Annotated in this window: 19 protein-coding genes; 5 read left to right on the top strand and 14 right to left on the bottom strand. The window is 42.6% G+C overall.

The genetic code is table 11. The features are described 5' to 3' along the window. The first annotated feature begins 87 nt into the window (after positions 1 to 87). Together ACR8BL_RS22705 and ACR8BL_RS22700 are read left to right on the top strand one after the other, a co-directional pair. Positions 88 to 2,859 carry a TrlF family AAA-like ATPase gene (locus tag ACR8BL_RS22705; RefSeq protein ID WP_434749647.1) on the top strand — a complete coding sequence of 924 codons (2,772 nt, stop codon included), beginning with the start codon at positions 88 to 90 and terminating at the stop codon, positions 2,857 to 2,859. Between the two features lie 126 nt (positions 2,860 to 2,985). After that, on the top strand, positions 2,986 to 3,732 hold the full coding sequence (locus tag ACR8BL_RS22700) for a helix-turn-helix domain-containing protein (protein WP_434749646.1): 747 nt from the start codon (positions 2,986 to 2,988) through the stop codon (positions 3,730 to 3,732). A 33-nt stretch (positions 3,733 to 3,765) separates the two neighbouring features. Here the strand turns inward: ACR8BL_RS22700 and ACR8BL_RS22695 are convergent, their stop codons facing one another. The 7 genes from ACR8BL_RS22695 to ACR8BL_RS22665 all read right to left on the bottom strand — a co-directional run bounded on the left by ACR8BL_RS22695 (position 3,766) and on the right by ACR8BL_RS22665 (position 10,853). Next, positions 3,766 to 4,764 (bottom strand): virulence RhuM family protein, encoded by a 999-nt coding sequence (locus ACR8BL_RS22695; RefSeq protein ID WP_434758272.1) that lies wholly within the window; start codon positions 4,762 to 4,764, stop codon positions 3,766 to 3,768. A gap of 179 nt (positions 4,765 to 4,943) precedes the next feature. Next, complete coding sequence (locus tag ACR8BL_RS22690; RefSeq protein WP_434749644.1) at positions 4,944 to 5,132, bottom strand: LuxR C-terminal-related transcriptional regulator; 189 nt, start codon at positions 5,130 to 5,132, stop codon at positions 4,944 to 4,946. Between the two features lie 226 nt (positions 5,133 to 5,358). After that, positions 5,359 to 6,375 carry a YhcN/YlaJ family sporulation lipoprotein gene (locus tag ACR8BL_RS22685; protein WP_434749643.1) on the bottom strand — a complete coding sequence of 339 codons (1,017 nt, stop codon included), beginning with the start codon at positions 6,373 to 6,375 and terminating at the stop codon, positions 5,359 to 5,361. 213 nt (positions 6,376 to 6,588) lie between these two features. After that, positions 6,589 to 7,677 carry a DUF4340 domain-containing protein gene (locus ACR8BL_RS22680; protein WP_434749642.1) on the bottom strand — a complete coding sequence of 363 codons (1,089 nt, stop codon included), beginning with the start codon at positions 7,675 to 7,677 and terminating at the stop codon, positions 6,589 to 6,591. After that, positions 7,674 to 9,068, bottom strand: coding sequence for a GldG family protein (locus ACR8BL_RS22675; RefSeq protein WP_434749641.1), 1,395 nt, complete (start codon positions 9,066 to 9,068; stop codon positions 7,674 to 7,676). Before ACR8BL_RS22675 ends, ACR8BL_RS22680 begins: the two co-directional genes overlap by 4 nt. 4 nt (positions 9,069 to 9,072) lie before the next feature. Next, complete coding sequence (locus tag ACR8BL_RS22670; protein ID WP_434749640.1) at positions 9,073 to 9,789, bottom strand: ABC transporter permease subunit; 717 nt, start codon at positions 9,787 to 9,789, stop codon at positions 9,073 to 9,075. After that, on the bottom strand, positions 9,786 to 10,853 hold the full coding sequence (locus tag ACR8BL_RS22665) for an ABC transporter ATP-binding protein (RefSeq protein ID WP_434749639.1): 1,068 nt from the start codon (positions 10,851 to 10,853) through the stop codon (positions 9,786 to 9,788). The genes ACR8BL_RS22670 and ACR8BL_RS22665 overlap by 4 nt, the downstream gene beginning before the upstream one ends. 230 nt (positions 10,854 to 11,083) lie before the next feature. On the opposite strand from ACR8BL_RS22665, the gene ACR8BL_RS22660 reads away from it, so the two are divergent. Next, the gene (locus ACR8BL_RS22660; protein WP_434749638.1) at positions 11,084 to 12,157 is read left to right on the top strand and encodes a glycosyltransferase family 4 protein; all 1,074 of its coding nucleotides are present in this window, start codon (positions 11,084 to 11,086) and stop codon (positions 12,155 to 12,157) included. Between the two features lie 67 nt (positions 12,158 to 12,224). Here ACR8BL_RS22660 and ACR8BL_RS22655 read toward each other — a convergent pair whose 3' ends face one another. After that, a complete protein-coding gene (locus ACR8BL_RS22655; RefSeq protein WP_434749637.1) occupies positions 12,225 to 13,709 on the bottom strand; it encodes a DHA2 family efflux MFS transporter permease subunit in 1,485 nt (494 codons plus the stop codon). A 299-nt stretch (positions 13,710 to 14,008) separates the two neighbouring features. Continuing rightward, complete coding sequence (locus ACR8BL_RS22650) at positions 14,009 to 14,368, bottom strand: hypothetical protein (RefSeq protein ID WP_434749636.1); 360 nt, start codon at positions 14,366 to 14,368, stop codon at positions 14,009 to 14,011. 193 nt (positions 14,369 to 14,561) lie between these two features. Here ACR8BL_RS22650 and ACR8BL_RS22645 point away from each other — a divergent pair, with 193 nt between their 5' ends. Further along, positions 14,562 to 15,800, top strand: a complete 1,239-nt coding sequence (locus ACR8BL_RS22645; RefSeq protein WP_434749635.1) for a glycosyltransferase family 4 protein — start codon at positions 14,562 to 14,564, stop codon at positions 15,798 to 15,800. Then, the gene (locus ACR8BL_RS22640; RefSeq protein WP_434749634.1) at positions 15,797 to 15,967 is read left to right on the top strand and encodes a hypothetical protein; all 171 of its coding nucleotides are present in this window, start codon (positions 15,797 to 15,799) and stop codon (positions 15,965 to 15,967) included. The genes ACR8BL_RS22645 and ACR8BL_RS22640 overlap by 4 nt, the downstream gene beginning before the upstream one ends. 149 nt (positions 15,968 to 16,116) lie before the next feature. Here the strand turns inward: ACR8BL_RS22640 and ACR8BL_RS22635 are convergent, their stop codons facing one another. The 5 genes from ACR8BL_RS22635 to ACR8BL_RS22615 form a co-directional block, all read right to left on the bottom strand. After that, positions 16,117 to 16,671 (bottom strand): GNAT family N-acetyltransferase, encoded by a 555-nt coding sequence (locus ACR8BL_RS22635; protein WP_434749633.1) that lies wholly within the window; start codon positions 16,669 to 16,671, stop codon positions 16,117 to 16,119. Between the two features lie 177 nt (positions 16,672 to 16,848). Then, positions 16,849 to 17,493, bottom strand: a complete 645-nt coding sequence (locus ACR8BL_RS22630; protein ID WP_434749632.1) for a putative bacteriocin export ABC transporter — start codon at positions 17,491 to 17,493, stop codon at positions 16,849 to 16,851. Then, positions 17,493 to 19,529, bottom strand: a complete 2,037-nt coding sequence (locus tag ACR8BL_RS22625) for a hypothetical protein (RefSeq protein ID WP_434749631.1) — start codon at positions 19,527 to 19,529, stop codon at positions 17,493 to 17,495. Before ACR8BL_RS22625 ends, ACR8BL_RS22630 begins: the two co-directional genes overlap by 1 nt. An 85-nt stretch (positions 19,530 to 19,614) precedes the next feature. Beyond that, positions 19,615 to 19,971 carry a hypothetical protein gene (locus ACR8BL_RS22620; protein WP_434749630.1) on the bottom strand — a complete coding sequence of 119 codons (357 nt, stop codon included), beginning with the start codon at positions 19,969 to 19,971 and terminating at the stop codon, positions 19,615 to 19,617. A gap of 328 nt (positions 19,972 to 20,299) precedes the next feature. Continuing rightward, complete coding sequence (locus tag ACR8BL_RS22615) at positions 20,300 to 21,016, bottom strand: glycosyltransferase (RefSeq protein ID WP_434749629.1); 717 nt, start codon at positions 21,014 to 21,016, stop codon at positions 20,300 to 20,302. Between the last annotated feature and the right edge of the window lie 165 nt (positions 21,017 to 21,181).

The raw sequence follows: 21,181 nt of genomic DNA, 5'->3' as shown, positions 1-21,181 counted from the left end.
CCGAAACAATTGGTGAAGTTGAAGGTTTTTCCATGTCTAGTGTCGAATCTAACATCATCAAAAAGTGCATGGAGGGGGGAGTTTGTCATGTCTTACAAAGGAATGCGATGGTATAAGTGTGATTTTCAAATGCAAACACCTGGTGACCCTAATAATTGGCTGCAAAATGATCCTGCCTATTTAAGAAAGGAGTATACGCAAGAAGAACTAATTACATCAGTCGATTTATATCTAACTAAATGCCACGAAGTTGGATTGGAATTGGTATGTATTACGGATCACAATTTTATTGGACTAGAGTATCTTCGTGTATTGAAGGGTCGAAACGAATACATAGCAAATCAATTGCATAAGGAGCCTTTAATTATATTCCCCGGATTTGAAGTGGAGATTTCTCAAGGGTTAGGTATTCATTTACTTTGTGTTTTTGAAGAAAACAAGTCACTTAATGATATAGATGATATTGTTACACAATTAGGTCTTCCACGCTCTGAACGCGTAATAAATGGGAATATTACTCCATTACCACAGGCTACTTTTGACAGTATTCAGAAAATCGTTCAGGAGGACCATAACGGTGTTATCATTGCTGCACATCCTCTATCAGAAAGCGGACTCTTAAATGATAAATTCCTTACTGATTATTTTCAAAGGGATATGTTCCTAAACCCGAAACTGTTAGCTATTGAAGTCCCAAAGCCACTTGCTGAGTTTTCTGCCAATATGCAAATGCTGATTACAGCAGATGTGGCTTGTCACGCCGAGTGGAGAAGAGAACGTAGAGTAGCTGCAGTCATGTCCTCTGATGCGTACAGCTTGCATGAAGGTTCTAAAGGCTACATAGGAAAAAGACATACTTGGGTTAAGATGTCTAACCCATCTTTAGAATCTGTCATTCAAGCTTTTTTAGATTGTGAACGAATTGAATTGAGTCTTAATAGTCCTGACGAAGATGTCAGACACGATAAAATTGTTTCTCTTTCCATTGAAAATGTTGCCTTTCTTGATAATCAAACAATTCATTTATCTCCTAATTTAAATTGTATTATTGGAGGTAGAGGTTCAGGAAAATCATCAATTCTTGAATACATCAGGCTCGCAGCATCTCATAAGCAAGATTTAAAAGAAACAGAACAAATTCAAAGAGTACGGAGAACATTACCTCCATCCTCTTTAGTGAGGCTCACTTGGGAAGGCTCAAATGGACTGATGGACACCTTTGAATATGATACTGCCTCTCAAACTACAAGAGTAACTAGCAGAGAAGTGCAAGACCCTGCTACTATCTTGAGAAATTTGAAAGTTCAAGTATTTAGTCAGCGGGAAATATCTGAAATTGCCCAAAAACAGGAAAGTTTATCGTCACTGATTGATACTATTTCTGGTGCTGAGCTTGATAGGTTGAAAGCATCAGAAATTGAGTTGAAATCAACTATTCAAAGTTTATTCCAAACAAGAAAGACAATTGAGCGTCTCAAGAATGAGCGAAACACTCTTCTTCAAGAAATTAAGGAGATTAAAAGGCAGTGGGATGCATTCGTATCTGTACAAGCAGAAAATGAACGTAGGAATAAGGCAATCGTGGCAGAAAACTACATCCTTGAAGTCGTAGATGAAACTAATACACTTGTTACATCATGGAAGGAACTGATTAAATCATCAACAAGAGAACACGCTGATCTTGTTAAACAAGACTGGTTAGAGGATTCTTATTTTGATGATTTAAATGTAGGTTTAAGAGCCGCAAAACAAGAATTAGAAAAGAACATTGAAGCGGCTTTAATAAAATTCTCAGAAGAGATTGGTAGCCTCACGGATAAAAACGAAAAATGGGGGACAATAGCAACCGCTATCCAGCAAACAAAAACAGATTTTATTTCAGCCTGCCATGAAAAAGGTGTTCAACCCGATCAACTTGAAGTTTTGAAAGGTCTAGAGCAAAGCATTCGATTAAAAGAGCAAGATTTAGATGACAGAGAAAAGAAATTAACTAATTCTTCGCAGGAAATCGAAAAATTATTTGCAAGCATTGGAACTCTTTATGACACTTGGCTCGCTCAAACAAATTTAAAGATTGAGAAAATTAATTCAATTTTGGCTTCGGGGTCTATTCCTTACACAAGGCAAGGTTCTCCGTTCATATCTGTCGAAATTTATAAATGTAGAGACCAGGAACATTTTAAGCAGATTTGGAGTGCAAATCATAATATTCGCGGAAATACTCGTTTGGGAAGAAATTGGGAAGCAATCGGTGAACGGCTGTTCCAAACATTTGAAGCAAGCGAGGAATTGACGCCGTGGGCTATACTTGCACAGTGGCTTGAGAATGAAGAGCTAATGCCCACTGAGTTAAGAGGACATCATGAAGACTTTAATGCATATCTCACGGGGGATGGTATTGGATTTTGGGAGACAATGCAAATTACCCGTATTAATGACAGAATAAATATCACATTATATCGGGATGACGGAACTCGCGCTGGATCTCTAGATGATGGTGGGCTGTCTGATGGACAAAAGAACACTGCGATTTTAGCCTTGCTGTTTGCTCATGGCACAAATCCTATCCTCATTGACCAGCCAGAGGATGAGCTGGACTCAGATTTCATATACAATCAACTGGTTCCACTACTGAGGAGAGTCAAATATAAGCGACAAATTATCCTTGCTACACACAATGCTAATATTCCAGTCAACGGTGATTGCGAATTGCTTTATGCATTAAATACCGAAATGGGCAAAGGTATTTTAAAGGCTGAAGGTGGACTAGAAAAACCGAACGTCAAAGAAGCAGTATTGAACATAATGGAAGGCTCCAGGGAAGCTTTTAGGCGAAGACAAGAGAAGTATAACTTCTAACCAATCTACGGCAAACAACCTCCGAATATCACACACTTCGGAGGTTGCTCTGTATCAATTTGATACTTTACAAAAATGATTTTTACAGAAAAGGAATACTGGATTGAAAAGGAGCGCATCCACTTTATGAGTAACACCAAAAAAGTTTTTGAAGATCTGTTGAAAACGGTATTACAATCTGAAATTGCTGAAATGATTGGATCAGTGTCTGTTTCTCAAACTGCAGTAAATAAGAAATATCTGACTATGGATGAAGTTTCTAAACTATCTGGAATTGGAACATATACTTTAAGACAACTTACTTTTTCCAGAGCAATGCCGCATCGAAAAGTAAGGTCACGAATCATTTTTGAACAGTCCGAAATAACTGACTCGATAACTAATTACAAAAAAATAGGATGGGATGATCCTGAAAATAAGTGGAATGTAAACGCAGTCCAATCTCAAATTACAAATTTTTATCAAGATAAGGAGAAATCACCTATGATTGAGGATATATTTCGACAATTGATCAAAGAAGAGCTTGAAAGTTTTTCGAAAGAAATTTTGAGTATTACAAAAAAAGAAAAACAAAGCTACTATGGCAGAACTGTTTTAACCATAAAAGAAGCAGCTGAACACTTTAGAACCAGTCCTGCAACAATTTATGGTCTAATAAAGGAAGACGGTATGCCGCACTTGAAAATACAAAGTAGATTCTACATTGTACTCGAAGAAGCAGAAGCTTATTTATGGAGAGAAACAGCAAAATCCTATGCAGATAGTGGAAATATTTATTGGACACAAATTTTACAAAGACTGGACTGGGAAGAAACAGAAAGAGAGTTAGCTTATAAAAAGGCACTAAAAAGGCTGGAGGAAAGGGATTTTTGATGTCCTTTCCTTGTTTTAAATCCTCCCAAATGACTATTTTTTATGCAATCGATTCTGTTTCACAAAGTCATCAAAATCATCGTTCACTTCAATACTCCGTCTCTGCTGATTGAACTTTTCATACTCAGCCGCAGCCAGTTTCTCTGCAACCTCTTGCGAAATTTTTCCTGCATTAGTCAAAATCTCACGCTCATTAAACTTTAAGAATGAATTCAGCTTTTCTCTCCAATCCTTCATGAACATTGGAGATTGACGCTCCGCTTGGTCTTCCGCATAGTCCAAGTACATGGTTACAATACGGTTTAACGACTGTATCTCTTTATCGGTTAAATAATTTTTTGCGACTGTAACATCAGCTTTCCTTACCTTATTGCCTTTCCAACTTGTTAAACCCATATTGTCCTTTTCTGCGTTTACACGCTCGGCAATCAATTCAGCAGCGGTGTGACCATGAATAGCAAAGTGCAGCTTATTCTGCACCGTGGCAAAGAACTCCTTGGACATTCCTGCGTTAGGATCATAGTCAACAGAGGTAGCATATATATCCGTTATTTTGCGATAAAATCTTTTCTCCGATGCACGAATGTCACGAATGCGACCAAGTAATTCATCAAAATAATCTTGTCCGAAATTACGCATATCCTTCAAACGCTCATCGTCCATTGTAAATCCTTTGACAAGGTATTCGTTTAGCCGCTCCGTTGCCCAACGTCTAAACTGCGTACCCCTATGAGATCGAACACGATAGCCAATGGCGATTATCATTTCAAGATTATAATGTTTTGCACGGCGTTCAACTTTTCTTGATCCTTCAATTTGAACTTGTAAGTATTCCTTACAAGTTGACTCAAAATACAATTCTTCTTCTTCATATATATTCTTGATATGAAGAGTGATGTTTTGCGAGCTTGTCTGGTACAACTCAGCAATTGCCTTCTGAGTCATCCAGACTGTTCCATTCTCCAGCTTTACGTCAATCTTGGTATTCCCGTCCTCAGTCTGATAAATTAAAATATCTGTAGCGTTATCCATTATGCATTCACCTCTCTAATGCTTGTACCTATTATACAATCATATGTTCCCATCTTATCACATTTGTATAGTACACGGTGAAAAAGCACCTCGCAAGGTCTGATTCTCCTCCTTACTAAGTGCCTAACTCTTTCTTCAATCAATTGAATTTACCGAAAAACCGAATGAAATCAAGGGTTTTAGTCCTTTGAGAATGGGTGTGTTTCAAACCACATCTCCTTGGAGATATGGTTACGCACCGTTTTCTCGCTGATGAATAACTGCCCTGCGATGTCACGCGTTGTTTTGTCCTGAACCAATAATTCGAATACTTCGCGTTCACGGTGGGTTAACAAAAATTTGCTTTTATGATGATCGATACCCTTCAATGTTCACCCCTCCTTGCTCGGGTTGTGTTGGTGTAACAAGGTTAAGGGGATACAGTCAACTCATCTTATGTAAGGTCAAGGGCGTTGGTTCAGTTTTAGAAGAAAAATGGGCTGCATTTCGATGATGGTTTGTCTATATTGGTCTGCATTCATCTGCCTATAACAAAAATGCCCTTGCAATGGATAGACACCCACCTGCAAAGGCACAATTGTTCATTTCACCGTCCTACCGATTCATTCGGTTCATCATGCCGCCATCATTGTGGTTACGATTCATTAAACCATCATGATTACGATTCATCACGCCATCACCCAAGATACCGTCCCGGTGATGGGTATCGCTCGCGTTCGTTGGGAAAATGCGCTCCACCATCGACTGGAACGTGTCAATCATACCGCTCACCGGTTTACCGTTACGCAGATCGGCTGCATAGTTCTCAACTTGACCTACGAAATCTGGGTTAGCTGACACATATACGTTCTCCACGTTTGGCGCAAACTGCTTGATTTTCGCTGAAATTTTGCCTTTAATCTCTTCGGGCGTGTTGTCATCCGAACTGTCCATCATACCTGGACGCTCACTTCTTGTGCCATACTGGCTTTCGTTCATTGGACGCGCCTTGCCACGATCCGTCAGGCCACGCATCATCCCGATTGTACCTGTACCCATCGTGCCATAGATGCCACGATCATTACCCATATGACTACGGTCTGTTGCCGTACCTGTGTTCAATCCTGGGGCAATTCCGCTTGTGCTGTACGGAGACATCGTGCCTGATCCGCCATGAACACGCATACCACCCATATCCTCATTCATCACGCCACCACGCATCGTATCGCTGGCATGATTACGCATAGTGCCATTCAGACGGCTGTTTGGTTGACCTGTTGATTTGCTACCAAGCTTACCCGCATGCCCATTCGCCAAACGAACAGCAACATAAGCATTACGATCCGTCAACATGACGTGAGCGGACTCGACCTCCTTCATCTCGGTAATACGCTTGGCCAGTTCGTCACTGGATCTCAGGTCCGTGACATTGTGCATTCGGTAACTTTTCGCACGAATCCCATCCATCCCGTTGGTTTCGACGCCATAACGGTTGATGCCATGTGCTTGCTCACGCACACTTTGTGTATGCATGTTATTATCGCGATTCCCACAACCCGTCAAGCCGGCCATTACAAAAATTGCAGTAGACAATGATAACGTAATCGCTGTTGCCTTTTTGACTGTTGGCATGTAATGTTCATCCTCCAATGTGGTTGGTTTGGTTCACATAGTTAGGATGCACGTCTGCTGTGATCGATATGCTGAAAGGTTATGGCACTTTGACTGACCAAGCTGGCTCATTTTGTATGGTTTATGGAAGTTCACCTTGGAAAAGTTATACTAATTTAAATAAACAAACAAAAAACAGTACTGCATTACAACAGTACTGTTCTTTTCCCCGACTTACTTCCTGGAAGAAGCCGTGGATGAGGTTGAAGTTTTTTCTGATGCAGCTGAATTTTCAGGAGCTGCAGATTTCCCGGATTCTGTAGATATCTCCCCAGTCTTCGAAGTGGCACCGGATGTTTTGAGCTTTTCCGCAAACTTCTCCGTTTCTTTCAGACCGGCTGCATCCATCGCATAAGCCCACTGACCGTCCGGGGTGATTACCCAGATTGTATTCGGCTCGGAAGAGCTGGTCAGTAACCGATACACCGTAGTAACCTCCTGCCCGTTCACCTTCTGCTGGGCAGACAGGGTGGATCGGGGAAGGGTTTCTTTTAAATCGGACGCTTTACGAACGTCTTCGGCTGTGGTGAGATTTTTGATTTGGCTGATCAGAGATATCGCATCTTCTGCCTTAATGGATTTCCCATTTAACGTCCAGGTGTGCTCAGATGCCGTATTTCCTTCGGCCGATGTCTTTAGCATCCAGCTCGCTGCTTCGCCTTCCCATTCCAGGGCGCCTACATTGGATTCATCCATAGTAAACGGGGTCGTATCCAGCAAACTGCGTCTTGTGAGAGCGATATTGGTCACCGCTTCATTTTTCACAGCTACCACCGCTCCTGAGTTCAATCGTACATAATGCGCATCGCCCGCAGGCAACTGGCTACCAATTGCAAGCTTGAATTCTCGCCCATCCTTTGTTTTGATATCCAGACGTATAGCCTTGTTACCCAAGCCGTACTTCTCCACATCCTTTGGCGACTCTTCGACAACCATCTCCTGGTCAGCGCTACTCAGTGCATCAAGCCAGCTTCCAACACTGTATTCATTCAGCGGGTAGCCTTTCGGCTCAGCCATACGCCAGACACCATCTTGTAGTTCTAAAGTCGACACAGCATTTGCACCTGTACTTGCCGTTTTATCTGTACCTGATTGTTCTCCAGTCCCCTCATGCAGCGTAATGGCCTGAATATCTGATGATGATATCCCAAGAAGCTTGGTTGGCATTGTCTCTTCTTCTCGAAAATAATTCTGGTTCGCTGCATACAGCCAGCCTGCAATCAATATAACAACGACCACTATCGTTGGTATTAACTTTTTCATACCCGTCTGCGCCTCCACCATAAGAGTACACCGATGATCACAAATACAAGTGGGAATGCCACAATAGCTGCAAAAAATATCGTTCTGGCCTGCTGACCATTCAGATACGCAATCTCATAACCAGCCTGTACGCGTGGACGTATCGTTAGCCCGTCTTGCTTTTCACTCAAATAATTCACGGTATTCAAAATAAAATCCCGATTGCCGCCACTCGCAATTTCCGAATCCTGCATGAAAATAGACGATCCCAAAATGACCGCTTTGGGCTTGCCATCCTTCGTATCTGCGGCATAGCCGAGATCAACAGGTCCTTGAATGTCCACGTCTTTGTCATTGTTCGTTTCACTTTTCAGTAAACCGCTTAGATTTGTTTCCCCGTAACTGTCATTCGAGGAATGCATCAGCGGAGATAACTTGTATTTGTCCTGCTCCTTGCTTGTTAAAGCAATCGACAGGGACAACATAGGATACAATTTATTCTGAGCAAGCTTGTCTGTGATGGCATGACTTCCGTACTCCGGAGCAACCCACAGTGGCCCCATCGTACTGGCCTGATTGTTATTCACCATAACCGCATGCTCATCAACCACGCCATAATCTGCGATCAGCGCATCGATATTTTTCCAGCTGGTTTTCATATCCTCTGCAAAACCGAGGGATAATAACAGCTTACCCCCATTGCTCATATAAGTACGAATAGCTTTCAGCTCTGCGTCACTGAGATCTCGCTGTGGCCCGATTATAGCGAGTACATTGGCATCATCAGGTACTTTACCAGCCTGGTTAAGCTGTAACTCCTCTGTTGTGACATTATTCTGTTCCAGTGAAGATCGCAGAGTTCCCATCTGATCCAGACTTAGTTCTTCATGTCCGGTCAGGAACACCACTTTTTTCGTTTCCGTAGAGGATAGGTTCATCAGTGCCTGTGTCAATTTCTCTTCACCTGTGAACTGATAAGACCCATCACTTCCATCCCCGTTTGCGGTGAACAAGCTGGCAATATCGATGACCTTATGCCGGTCTCCCTGCTCCAGCACAATCGAGCTGCCTGTAATCCCGTACTTGGAGGCAAGCGCTGGTTCCTGCGTCAAGTTATACTGTTTCATTTTCAGCTTGCTGCTGCGTTTCATGTACTCCTCTACCATATCCGCCACTTCGCGGTTAAAAACAGTATTGTTTGCATTTTCAACTGTTAACACGAGAATATTGACGTCATCTTTCACATTTTTGATCGCCGTAAGTGACTGGTCGGATAACGTATACTGTTTATTTGAAGTCAGGTCGAGCTGGAAACCGCCAAGCGAATTCAGGAACAGGGTTAGCAAAATAAAGATGCCAATCACCGCGACAGATAAGACGGTACTGTTGGTATGACTTAACCATTTTTTCATGTTCTCACCTCCACCGCTTCCGTTCCACAATTTGAATGCTTAACAGTAAAAACATACCTGTAAGTGTGACATAGTACAGAACATCCGGTCCGCTGAGCACACCCTTGGTAAAGCTGTCGAAGTGCTTTGTCAGCGCAAACGGATCGAGCCACTTCTGCAATGCAGACCCTGTGTTGCCTGCAAATGAATCAAGCATCCACAAAACGAGCAATATAATAAAACCCACCACCGCAGACACCATCTGATGCTGGGACAACGTGGATGCAAACAGACCCATTGCCATCATGCTAGCGCCCAGGAAGAATAAACCGAGTGCAGACAACCAGACGGATGTCAGATCCAGCTTTCCATAGAACGACATAATGAATGGATACACCAGGCTGCATAAAATTAGCACAATCAGTATCGCGAGTGAAGCCAAATATTTCCCGAAAATAATTTCGGCCACTCGTGTCGGCGAAGTCAGCAACAGTTCGTCCGTTCCCTGCCTGAACTCCTCTGCGACGAGACGCATCGTTAATAACGGCACCACAAAAAGCAGCATGGACAGCGTATTACCTAGTACAAGGCGGTAATCCACAATGCTCGGTTGGTAGTATACAAAGCTTGAATAGAATAGCAAACTGGTCATCAGCACATATATAGCAAAAGCAAAATAAGAGGTGGGTGACAGGAAATACGCCTGCAGCTCCTTGTTACAGATCGCCATCATTCGTCTCATTTGCTTGCCTCCCCTGAATCGGAAACCGAATCCACAGAAGCTTTCGACTCCATATCATTTGTATCTTGAATCTGCTCCGCAGGGATAGAAGTTTCCTCCGTTTCAGTCAATTCCGATGTCGTTAACTTCAGGAAGATTTGCTCCAGACTGAGATTCTCTTGTTTCATCTCCAGAATAGGCAAGCCTGCACCGGACAACAAATAGAATAGTTCCTCCCGGAAATCCTCCGATGTTTCCCCGGTAAGTCTTACTCGAACAGTCGAAGTTCCATTGGACGATGAAGATGCATTAGCAATAACTTCACTTTGTGCCTTCTCCCACGGAGCTAACACATGAAGCAACTGTTGCTCCGTAGCTTTGACTTCAAGCGACACTTTGAAACGATCTCCCATCGCAGAGCCAAGATCCTGCGGGGAACCATCTAATACCAATCTTCCCTGATTAATAATCAGCATGCGATTACAAAGCGTACTTACCTCAGGCAAAATATGCGTACTTAACAGCACCGTATGATTTTCACCCAGCTCCCGGATCAGATCCCGGATTTCGATAATCTGGTTCGGATCAAGTCCAGAGGTCGGTTCATCCAGCACCAGCAGATCGGGCTTATGTATAATCGCTCCAGCTAGTCCCAACCGCTGCTTGTATCCTTTGGACAATCCACGCACCAATTGTTTTTCCCTGCCTTGCAACCCCAGCCTGCTGACCATCTCACTAATCCGAAGTTTCACCTCACGCGCAGGAACATCCCGTAGATTAGCGACAAATTTAAGATATGACTGCACCGTCATGTCCGGGTAAAGCGGCGGCGTCTCGGGCAGATATCCTATTTTGGATCGGACACTCCGTCCCTGATCATGAACCGATAAGCCATCGACCAGGACTGAACCTTCCGTTGGATGAAGATACCCTGTAATCATACGCATCGTTGTTGTTTTGCCAGCACCGTTAGGACCCAAAAAACCAACAATCTCGCCTCGCTCCATGGTGAAGTCCAATTGGTGCACACCGCGCTGACCTTCATACACTTTGCTCACCTGTCTCACTTCGAGCACGTCCTTCATCCTCTCGCATTAAAAATACCCGTGCAGCATTATGGAAGCACAACACGGGAAGTTCCTTGTATGATATGGGATGTACGCTAACCTCAGCTTAAGATCACTTAAAATAAAGCTTAATTTTTTTTGTCTAAATTGTGAACTTTTAATATCCTACCCACACCACGCCCTTGGGTCATACGTAACATACAGTACAGGAGAATGAGCTCCTGACCATAAGTCAGAGGGTGAATCACGTGAGAGTATTGTTTACGTTTTATGTTCCCAGCGGCGGCGTGGATACGCTTAACCGACTGCGGACCGCTGTATTGAAACGCCATGGCATAGAGGCACATTTATTGTATTTAAATACAGGCTCAGGTTTGCAGAACAACAGCGACACACGCATTTTCACTGCCTCCAGCGACCAGGATATTCATCATCTGATCCACAGTCAGCACTATGATGCCATTATTACCACTTCCGATATTGCCATGCCTGGCCGTTTGAGAGGTCTCGGTTATAAAGGCCGAATTATTTTTGAAGCCCAAGGTCTCGGCACACGGGAACAAGCACTGGAAACGATTGAAATGGCTGTCCCCTACCTTCAAGCTCACTGTGACGCAGCCGTACTGCCGCCAACGGACCATTTGCTGGATATGTTCATTCATATTTGTCCATGGCTTCATCGCTTTGTCATTCCCAACATGCTGGATACGGATACCTTTGCCCCACTTTCCGTAGATACCCCACCTTACCCCGTTCTTGCGTGGGTCGGACGCCTGGAGCATAACAAAAACTGGCGTGAATACCTTGAGATTTCCCATGCGATTATCAAAAAGAAACCAAAAGCCAGATTGTGGCTCTTCCACGATCCCACCTTGGCTAATCCGGAAGATGAGGTCATGTTCCGGCATATGCTCGCCGAGTCTGGATTACAAGACCGCATCGGCATCTTTGTGAATGTTCCCCACTCACAAATGCCTGCCTTCTACTCCATGGTCGCAGCTTCAGGGGGCATTATGCTGTCCACTTCATTACTGGAAGGCTTCGGTTATGCCGTAGCCGAGGCCATAAGCTGCGGTTGCCCCGTACTAAGTACAGATTCAGATGGCGTTCGTTCATTCATTACCCACAACAAAACCGGAAAATTCTATCCGATTGGCAATGTGCGAACTGCAGTGAACGAAGCAATGGATCTAATGAACAACGAGAAGCTACGAAAATATATTCGTATTCAAGGAAGACAGCATCTGAGTTTATCCTTTTCACCCGATCGATATGCAGCCTCTTTCCGCGAGATGATGACAGCTTTGAGGGTTTTTCATTAGTCAAAAAGGCAGTCCAGAGAGCAAACGCTTCTGAACTGCCTTCAATTTGTTGCATATTGGCGAGCTATTAATGTCCCATCATCATCGCCGGGTCGGGACTATCTCCCGTCGGAAATTCCGGTTCAACTACACGCTTCGGTTTACGCAGAATTAGACTGAGCAGACAGCCGAACAGGGCAATACATGCCGCAAGGAAAAACGTATCATTGAAACCACTCACCAGTCCGTGCACAATATCCGCTTTTTCCGTACCTGTTGTGTTACTTGTCACACGAGAGGTCAGGAAACCGGTAAGACCAGCTACCGCAAAAGAAACGACAACCTGCTGTGCTGCAGCAGTCAGTGGTGTCACACGTGCAACCAGTTTACGCGGTGCGGCATTCAGTACATGTGTGTTCAGTGGCATCATGGACAAACCCATACCAAATCCCATCATAAGCAAGGCAGTAATAATAAGGCCAAGTCCCGTCGTTGCCGTAATCGAAGACAGAATAAACAAAGCGCCTGAAATGATACCCAGACCTACAAAGGCCAGCGGTCTTGCTCCAATTTTGTCAAACAATCGACCACCCAGTGGCATCGAAATCCCGGAAGCAAGAGCTTGAGGTAACAGGATAAGTCCTGTCTCCAATGGCGTGTATCCTTTGATCTGTTGCAAGTAGAGCGGAATCAGAATCATGGAGCCGAACAAAGCCACTTGGGCCACCCAGGCGAGTACAATACCTCTTGAGAAATCAGATGAGGTAAACACCCGAAGTTCGAGCAACGGATTTTTCTGCCGAAGCTCTACGATAATAAACAGGATGAGTGCCACTCCGCCGACAATGACACCCGTAAGTGTTGTCGCAGACGTCCAGCTTGTTCCGCCTTCACTTACACCGTAGGCCAACATGGAAAATGCAATAGGTGCAAGAATCATGCCTAGCAGATCCAGAGCCGGTGTACGTCCACGGTCGGTATCTGGCAAGAAACGAACACACAGAATGAAAGCTGCGATACCGATCGGCAGATTAATCAGGAAAATCCAATGCCAGCTGACAGATTCGATAAACCAGCCAGACAATACCGGCCCCAGCGCTGGAGCAAGAAGCATCGGAATACCGAGCATTCCCATGATAGAACCTCTGCGTTCCGGCGGAGCCAGACGAAACACCATCGCCATCCCGATTGGAGCAACCATGCCGCCTCCAAGTCCTTGAATGACACGAAATAGAATTAATTGCTCAGGTGATTGGGCAATGGAGCACAATACAGAGCCAAGTGTAAACATGGCAATCGTGAATAGAAATACTCTTTTGGCCCCGAAACGGTCGGTCAGCCAACCTGCTAGTGGAATTACAGCGGACAAGGCCAGTGTATATCCCGTTACTGTCCATTGGATAGTTTTCAGATCTGTCTCGAAGTACTGGACAAGATTAGGAATAGCTACGTTAACTACTGTGCTGTCCAGGATAACCATGATCATTCCGACGATAATGGATAGAAGGGGCAAGATGATCGTCTTGAGTGAAAATGCCTCGGTCTCCTGCGCTACTGATGTTTGTTGTTTCACGAACTCACTCTCTTTTCCGGCGTCACGACGGCATCGGGACTAACCGACCTGTGGACTGCCTATAAATACGATTTTTCAAACCATCGTTTTAAATCATTGTTTTAAACTTTCGTTTTATACTGGTTTAATTTTAATGAAAATACCTTTGCTGTCAAGCTATTTTTCAAAGGATATCTTTGTAAGAAAGCAAATACTAAAAAGGAACAGGCCTCTCGCCTGCTCCTTACGTTGATATGCTGTACTATATTCAACTTATTCCATACCATGGCTTACACAACACACTGCTTCCCCATCACACATTAATCTGCAAGTTTCATCATTTGTTGCTCTGACAATACGCCGATAAGCTGTCCCTGCCCGCTGCGACAATAGATTCGGATCACCAGATGATTCGGAACAGAACAATTACTAATGATTCTCAGCTCACAAATTTCACACGACACATTCAGATTACGAATGACATGACTATTTCCTGCTGCCTCCGAGCCTGAACTCACATAAAAAAGATACCGGTACACTTCCCCGTGAGTACCCGCTACACCCAAGTATACATCTGTTCCTTCCTCGTCACCGACATAAGCAACCTCCACATCCATGGATTTCACAGGAATATAGGTCTGAAGCAAATTTTCATGCATCTGGATGATATAAGCTGCCATCTTGCATCCCTCCTGCGGAGCTTGAGTTGTTCCGATTCTCCCTGTAGACAGGATATGCTTCATCTCGTCCATTGGCCTTTACAATGACCCATTTTTACGGATTTGCGACCAATGCCCGGCCTTACTCCCCACTTATTTCATAGAATAACAGGATAGGAGTTCGGCCGGTGCAGGCCGTGACAAGGAGGTCGTTATGAGAGTTCTGCTCGTTACGTATTGGGAACTTACACATATGGGGGGCATCTGGACATATATCAAACAGCTCGCCGACCGACTCGCTGCCCTTGGTGTCGAAGTAGATATCATGGGCACAAACAGCGCAAATAATGAAGTGTATATCCGTAATCTGAACCGTTCCTTCTCGAAAAGCCTGGTGTGGCCCATGTTACAAGCCAAGCTGAATCCCACCGATCTGCCGCAATTCACAGCTGACTCCCTGCTGGCCTATTACGAGCTGAACAGATATGCCTTTGAGATGGCTGCTGCCCATCTGGGGGTAGAGCATTATGATGTTATCCATGCACAAGATCCTGTTGCAGCTGTAGCGATCAAACGCATCTTGAAGCGAAACATTCCTCTCGTCACAAGTTACCATGGAGCACTCGCCCGCGAAGCGTTCTATGATGCACAGAACTCCAACCCGCAACTGACACTGCCAGACTATCTTCAATCCAAAAGAGGACGTTATTTCCTCTCGCTGGAGCAGCGAAGCGCGGCGCAGTCTGAATTGATTCTCGTGTCGAGTCATTGGATTAAAAGCACACTGACCGAGCTCTCGGTGCCCGAGTCCAAATTCAGACAGATTCCGTATGCCGTCGATCTGCCGACTTATCGCAAAGCTGCAGCTGCCAAGTTCCCCCATCGTGCACCTGCGGGCAAGAAGGTTATTGCTTTTACCGGAAGACTTGAATATATCAAGGGAGTGCATGTGCTGATCAAAGCGCTCACCAGCCTGAAGACCAAACGTTCAGACTGGGTGTGCTGGATAGCTGGAGAAGGCAATCTGCTGGATGAGTTGCGTGGTCAGGCTTCTAACGCTGGCATTGCCGCAGATATCGTATTCTGGGGGAAGCTGAGCAACATTCCGTCCTTCCTCAAACATGCTGATATTTATGTACAGCCAAGCCTTCAGGACACACAGCCATTTTCTGTTACCGAGGCACAACTTGCAGGTGTTCCCGTCATCGTCAGCGGCACAGCAGGTATGCCCGAAATGGTTGAACCTGGCATCACCGGCTGGGTTGTTCCTACACAGGATGTGGATTCTCTCAGTGAGCTGCTGAATGCATTGCTTGAAGACGATGTAACCCGTAAAAAGGTAGGAGCAGCCGCCAAATCCTGGGCTGAACGGCATCGTTCTCTGGAAGAAATGGGATTACGTACACTGGATGTATATCAAGAAGCGATCTATAGAGGAGGACTCCGGGCATGACCTTGCTTGTTCCAAGTGATCTGTATAATCGCTGGTTTTCCGTTCCCGTCTCCACGCCCCACATTGAAGTGGACTATGAGACGATGAACGCACTCATGCAAAAGCTTCCGAAAGGATATGTGTTTCCCGATCCGGTATCGATGGTTATTTTGAATGAGGAAGACTAAGAGATTAAGGAATGGGAAAGCATTTACGGCTATCGTGCAGACATGAACAAAAAGAAGCCACAGATTATAATCTGCAGCTTCTTTTTACATATTCAATTCAATACTTGAATTCGATTCATACCTAAACTTTATTTAACCATCAGGCGCCCTCAATCCGACGCCAGCTTCGAATACATATACAGATCATTGAACGTGTCTCCTGAAACTGACCCTGCTCCAATTCCTGCTCTCTCTGCACCTCTCATCGTGCCTTCCCGCGTAAAACCTAGCTTCTCCAGCAGTTTGATCGAACTCACGTTGCGAGGATCAACCTTCGCTTCAACCCGGTGTAGTCCCAGCGATGTGTAACCATGATCTAACAGAGCAGTAACGGCTTCCACGGCATATCCTTTACCCCAGTAGGCTTTAGCAAGGTCGTACCCGATCTCTGCTCTGGCCTGTTCAAAATGAAGGGAATTGTAACCACAGGAACCCATGATTGCACCAGATTGCTTCTCAACGATTGAGAATCGGATTGCCTGCTTATCCTCCGTAAGATTAGCCAGCAGCTGAATCATCTCTAACGCTTGTTGTTCATCCGAGAAAGGAGATATATTCATAAATCGAGCTACCTCTGGATCGGACCATACCTGAAACAGTTCAGCCGAGTCAGATTCCTTCATTTGACGCAAATGTAGTCTTGTCGTGTGTAATTCGGTAATCAATACGCTAACCTCCATTAATCATAGTTTAATAGTCTGGTTATCCAATATTGATATCTGCGCATCGTTCAGTCCCTTCTATGTATACGTCACCGTCTATTATACTTGAAAAAGAAGAGCGCTTGCCTTACAGCATCTAAACAACGCTGCTTGGTACTCGCTCCTGCTGCTTGTCTTTTCTCACAATTCTTCGAAACGAATTACCCTTGTAAAGTAAGGTAATATACTTTTGTTATGAGTGACAACAATAATTGTTTTTCCTCTTCTATTTAACTCCCTAAGATCCTCTAAAATATACTTTTCATTTTCTTCATCCAAGCTGGCAGTCGGCTCATCAGCAAGAATTAAATCACTGTCCTGTAACATGAGCCTTATAATAGCAACCCTTTGCTGTTCACCCCCGCTTAATTGATAAACACGTTTATTTTTTAGTGGAGACAGAGAGAATTTATCCAAGTACTGCTCAATCAATTCATTTTTTTCTTTCTTTTTCATCTTTTTATATTCCAGAGCTAATGAGAGATTCCAATACACGGTTTCTTCATCGACTAAACCATAATTTTGAAACAGGTATCCGATCGCCTTTCTTCTAAGGAGCATCGCCTCTTTTGAGTGACCCTTAGGATTTTTATGCCCTAAGATTTGAATATCTCCTTCGTCTTTACTGGTAATTAGACCAATTAAATTTAATAACGTTGTTTTCCCTTTTCCACTTTCTCCTGTGATCGCAACCATTTCACCTGCGTCTATTGATAAATTAATATTCTCAAGGACGGAAATTCCTTCGTAGCTCTTACTTATATTAACAAGTTCAATTGCTTGCATTATGAACCTCCTCGTGTTACATCTTGAATCTTTCTTACAATAACAAATTTATACAAGATAAATAAAACAGCAGCATCAATGGATAGGATTATAATGTAGATCAAAATGTCAAAAGGAATGAACCAATGTAGCAGTACAGCCAACAACAAAACAAACGTAATCAGTAAACGAGTTCTCATAATTCGGAGATCACTGAATCCCAGAACATGTTTGATAGCTAAATTTTTTCTATTGGACATAATATCAATATAATTAGATATATATATTACAAAGACCAGTGTAATTATAAATAAAACAACAAAGATTAAAGATTGCTGCATCAGAAATTCAGTTGAACGTATTTGGGTTTGAAATGGTGTTACAAGAGAACCTTCGATAATCAACTTAGATAAGTCATTACGGTGTATTTGAGCAGAAAAATCTTTTCGGTTATCCGCTTTTATGATTATATTCCCTTGATTCAATTGATCAAAATAATAGAGATTATCAAACTCTCCTTGATCCAACAATATTATTGGATCCATGATTTCTTCTCCCGAAAGCTCCCCCTTATAACTTTTGCCTAGCAGATCAGGTTTGAATCCATCATTGATATAGATTACATTTATTGACTTTATGGATTCATCCTTGTCGGTTTCTATCCCATAGTTTTCATCATAATTATATAAAGAATTATATCTTTGGATATAAAAATCAATCATTTGTTTTTCGTGTTTTTTTTGTTTTTCAGGTACCAAAATTGTAGGTTGATTAATACGATCAAAATTTATGTTTCTTCCATCTAAGTCTTTAATTGCAGCAAAGTCTTTCAAATATTGTTTGTTTAATATCAAATAATTCTTTTTAAAATCTGAAAGGACATCCTTGATAGTAATACCTTGCCGCTCTAATAAACTAGGAGAAAGTCGTGGTAATACGCTGGACACATCATGAACATATAATTGCGTCGAATTTGTATAGTGCTGATAAATTGCTTTCACAGAATTACCATATTCCATAAGCAAGTCCTTATCATGTATTGCTTTTTCATATTCGTCTGAATTATATCCAATGGACGTATAATAATCCCCTAATTTAGTGAATTGATCATAAGTATTCAAAGCTTCTTTATATCTGACTAAATTTTGAGAAAAAATAGAGGCTGCTACAGTTATTGATAAAATCAATAATATTTTAACTGCATATAAACTCATATTTAATCTATTCGAATAGATTTTATTTTTGATCATTAAATTGATATCAATGTACTTGAGACTGAATTGAGTAATTAGAAGCATAATCAAATTCAGTATTCCAACACCAATTAGAAAAATCAACAATACATAAAAGTACCTAAAAATAATATTACCAAAATTCAGGAAAAATATGGAATGTATGAACAGAATTATAGGAATTATAATGATCTGCATGAGCATAAGCTGCTTCATTGCAGAGATAATCATTCGAAAAGCAGAGAAACCCAGAACCTTTTTCACTGCATTAATCTTTATTCTTGTAAAGGTGTAAATGAACAAAATAAGTTGAGATAGTATCAATAAAATAACAAGATTTATAGAGTTAACTTGAAATATTTGTTTGTAATCAATCATAGCATCGTTCGTTTTTAAAGAGATACCGATATCTTTTGCAATCTTGCGTAATAATTCCTCATTTAAATTGGTGAAAAATGTCCCATCATGGTCAATGAATTCTTCCTCGGTTAATTCATAGTAATTAAATACGTTATTAGCCGATGTGGATTCTACCTTTTTTAAACTTGAAACGTCGCTGTGATAAATCTCATATATCATTTTATTATCTTTGGAAACTGGTGTTTTAATCACTTGTACATTACATTGTTTATCACCCAAGCATGATTTATCCAACGAAACATATAGTTTTCTGAGAATATCGCCACTGTAATTCTCAACACTGTAAGAACGCAAAGACGAATCACCAAGACGGTTTAGTTCCAAAATAGGATATATTGTCTGATTAAATATCGTGGATAACAAAAATATTTGTCCTAGTAGAAACACAAACAGCACCCTAACCATATTCTACCACCTTTAAGCAATCAATTCTGAAAGTAAGAAGAATGACATCCTTAATTTTTAAGTATGATTCAGAAAATTAATTTCCTTATTTCCCACCATTAGAGAGTAATCTGTAATCGTAATACGATGATTCATTGCACCAGAAACTACGATCGGCACTGATATAGGCACTATCAGGGAGCCAGCCTGAAGTCGTTACACTTGAACATACTTTAACGCTGGCTTTAACTTCGTAATTTCTACCATCATCCGGCTTATTATCATATATACTAGAATATACATAAGTGCCTGTTTGTCCCCCATCGTACCACAAGTCTCCTCCAGCCACAGGACCAGCAAAGACCGTTATAGAAGTTAAAGCAAAGAATGCTACCGCAAAAAAAGCAGTTAAGCTATGTTTAATTTGCCCCAAAAAAACTAACATCCCATAAATGGATGTCATTCTTATATAAGTAAAATTTTAGAATATGATAACCCTTCAGTCAATACAATTATGTAAAATAATACTATTTTCACCCCAAAAAATATCATACTACTTTGTCACATATTGTAACTAATTAGTATACAATATGTACTCTCAGCTCCTTATGATATAAAAAGCAATCAAAAGCAAGTTAAATCCAACAAATAAAAACACCTCCCTTGTTAGTATCATGGATGTACTGATTAACCATGAACAAGATTGGTGTCAGTCAATAAAAATCATTTTTCTTCTATTACTGCACTACTGAGGTTAAGTTTCAACATTACCTTAGTTACCAACAAAGACTCTATTTCCAATACCCGCCAACGTGCAGCAAATTGAGCAAGATCGGACGATGTTTCTCCTGAACACGCTCCATCTCCGCGACCAGTTCCTTGAAGTGTCGTTTCGTTCCCATCGACTCATGCAGCCGATAACACATGAGAGGCTCATTGAAATAAAACAGCTCATACAGCGGGAACAGCCTCAGCCACATCTCATAATCATGCGTATACCGAAAATCGGTGTCAAACACTCCAAAACGCTCAAACGCCTCCATCTCCACCATCACGGTACAGCCATTGATCGGGCAGCCTTCCATCAGTACCTGCAGCATCTCCAGACGACTTCCCACCTCGGGCTGCACCGTATCCAGCCATTCTCCATGTTCGTTGACGTAATGATATGCTCCATGACAGAACGAAGCGCTGACATCAAGCATGAACTTTAACTGCTTTTCGACCCGATTCAGCAGCATCACGTCATCCGAGCTGAGCCACACAAAATAGTCACCTGTCGCATGTTTGATGCCCTCGTTAAGTGCGGTCGCTGTACCACCGTTCTCTTTGCGAACGTACTGAATCTGATCCATCAACGGCTCCAGTCGCTCCACATGTTGGGTTGAACCATCATCCACCACAATCACCTCAATATGGGGATACGTCTGGTGAAGGGCACTGTGAACGGCCTGCTCGATATACGGACAATTATAAAAAGGAATCACGATCGATACCTTCGGCTCCATCCGGGTACCCCCTTCCTCCACAAATCTCTACTGCAAACTATTGCATCTCCTCCAGTATATGAGGCTTCCAAGCAGCGGTATCGGGCATTTGCGGTATGATGAACGTACATTTTGTACTAGATTACAGAGCAGCGGCACCCTCTGACATTAAAACTTATTGATTAC

Origin of the sequence: Paenibacillus amylolyticus (assembly GCF_051136285.1) — a bacterium.
GTDB lineage: Bacteria > Bacillota > Bacilli > Paenibacillales > Paenibacillaceae > Paenibacillus > Paenibacillus amylolyticus_F.
The sequence above is the reverse complement of the archived record's forward strand: the minus strand, read 5'-3'. Positions and strand labels throughout refer to the sequence as shown.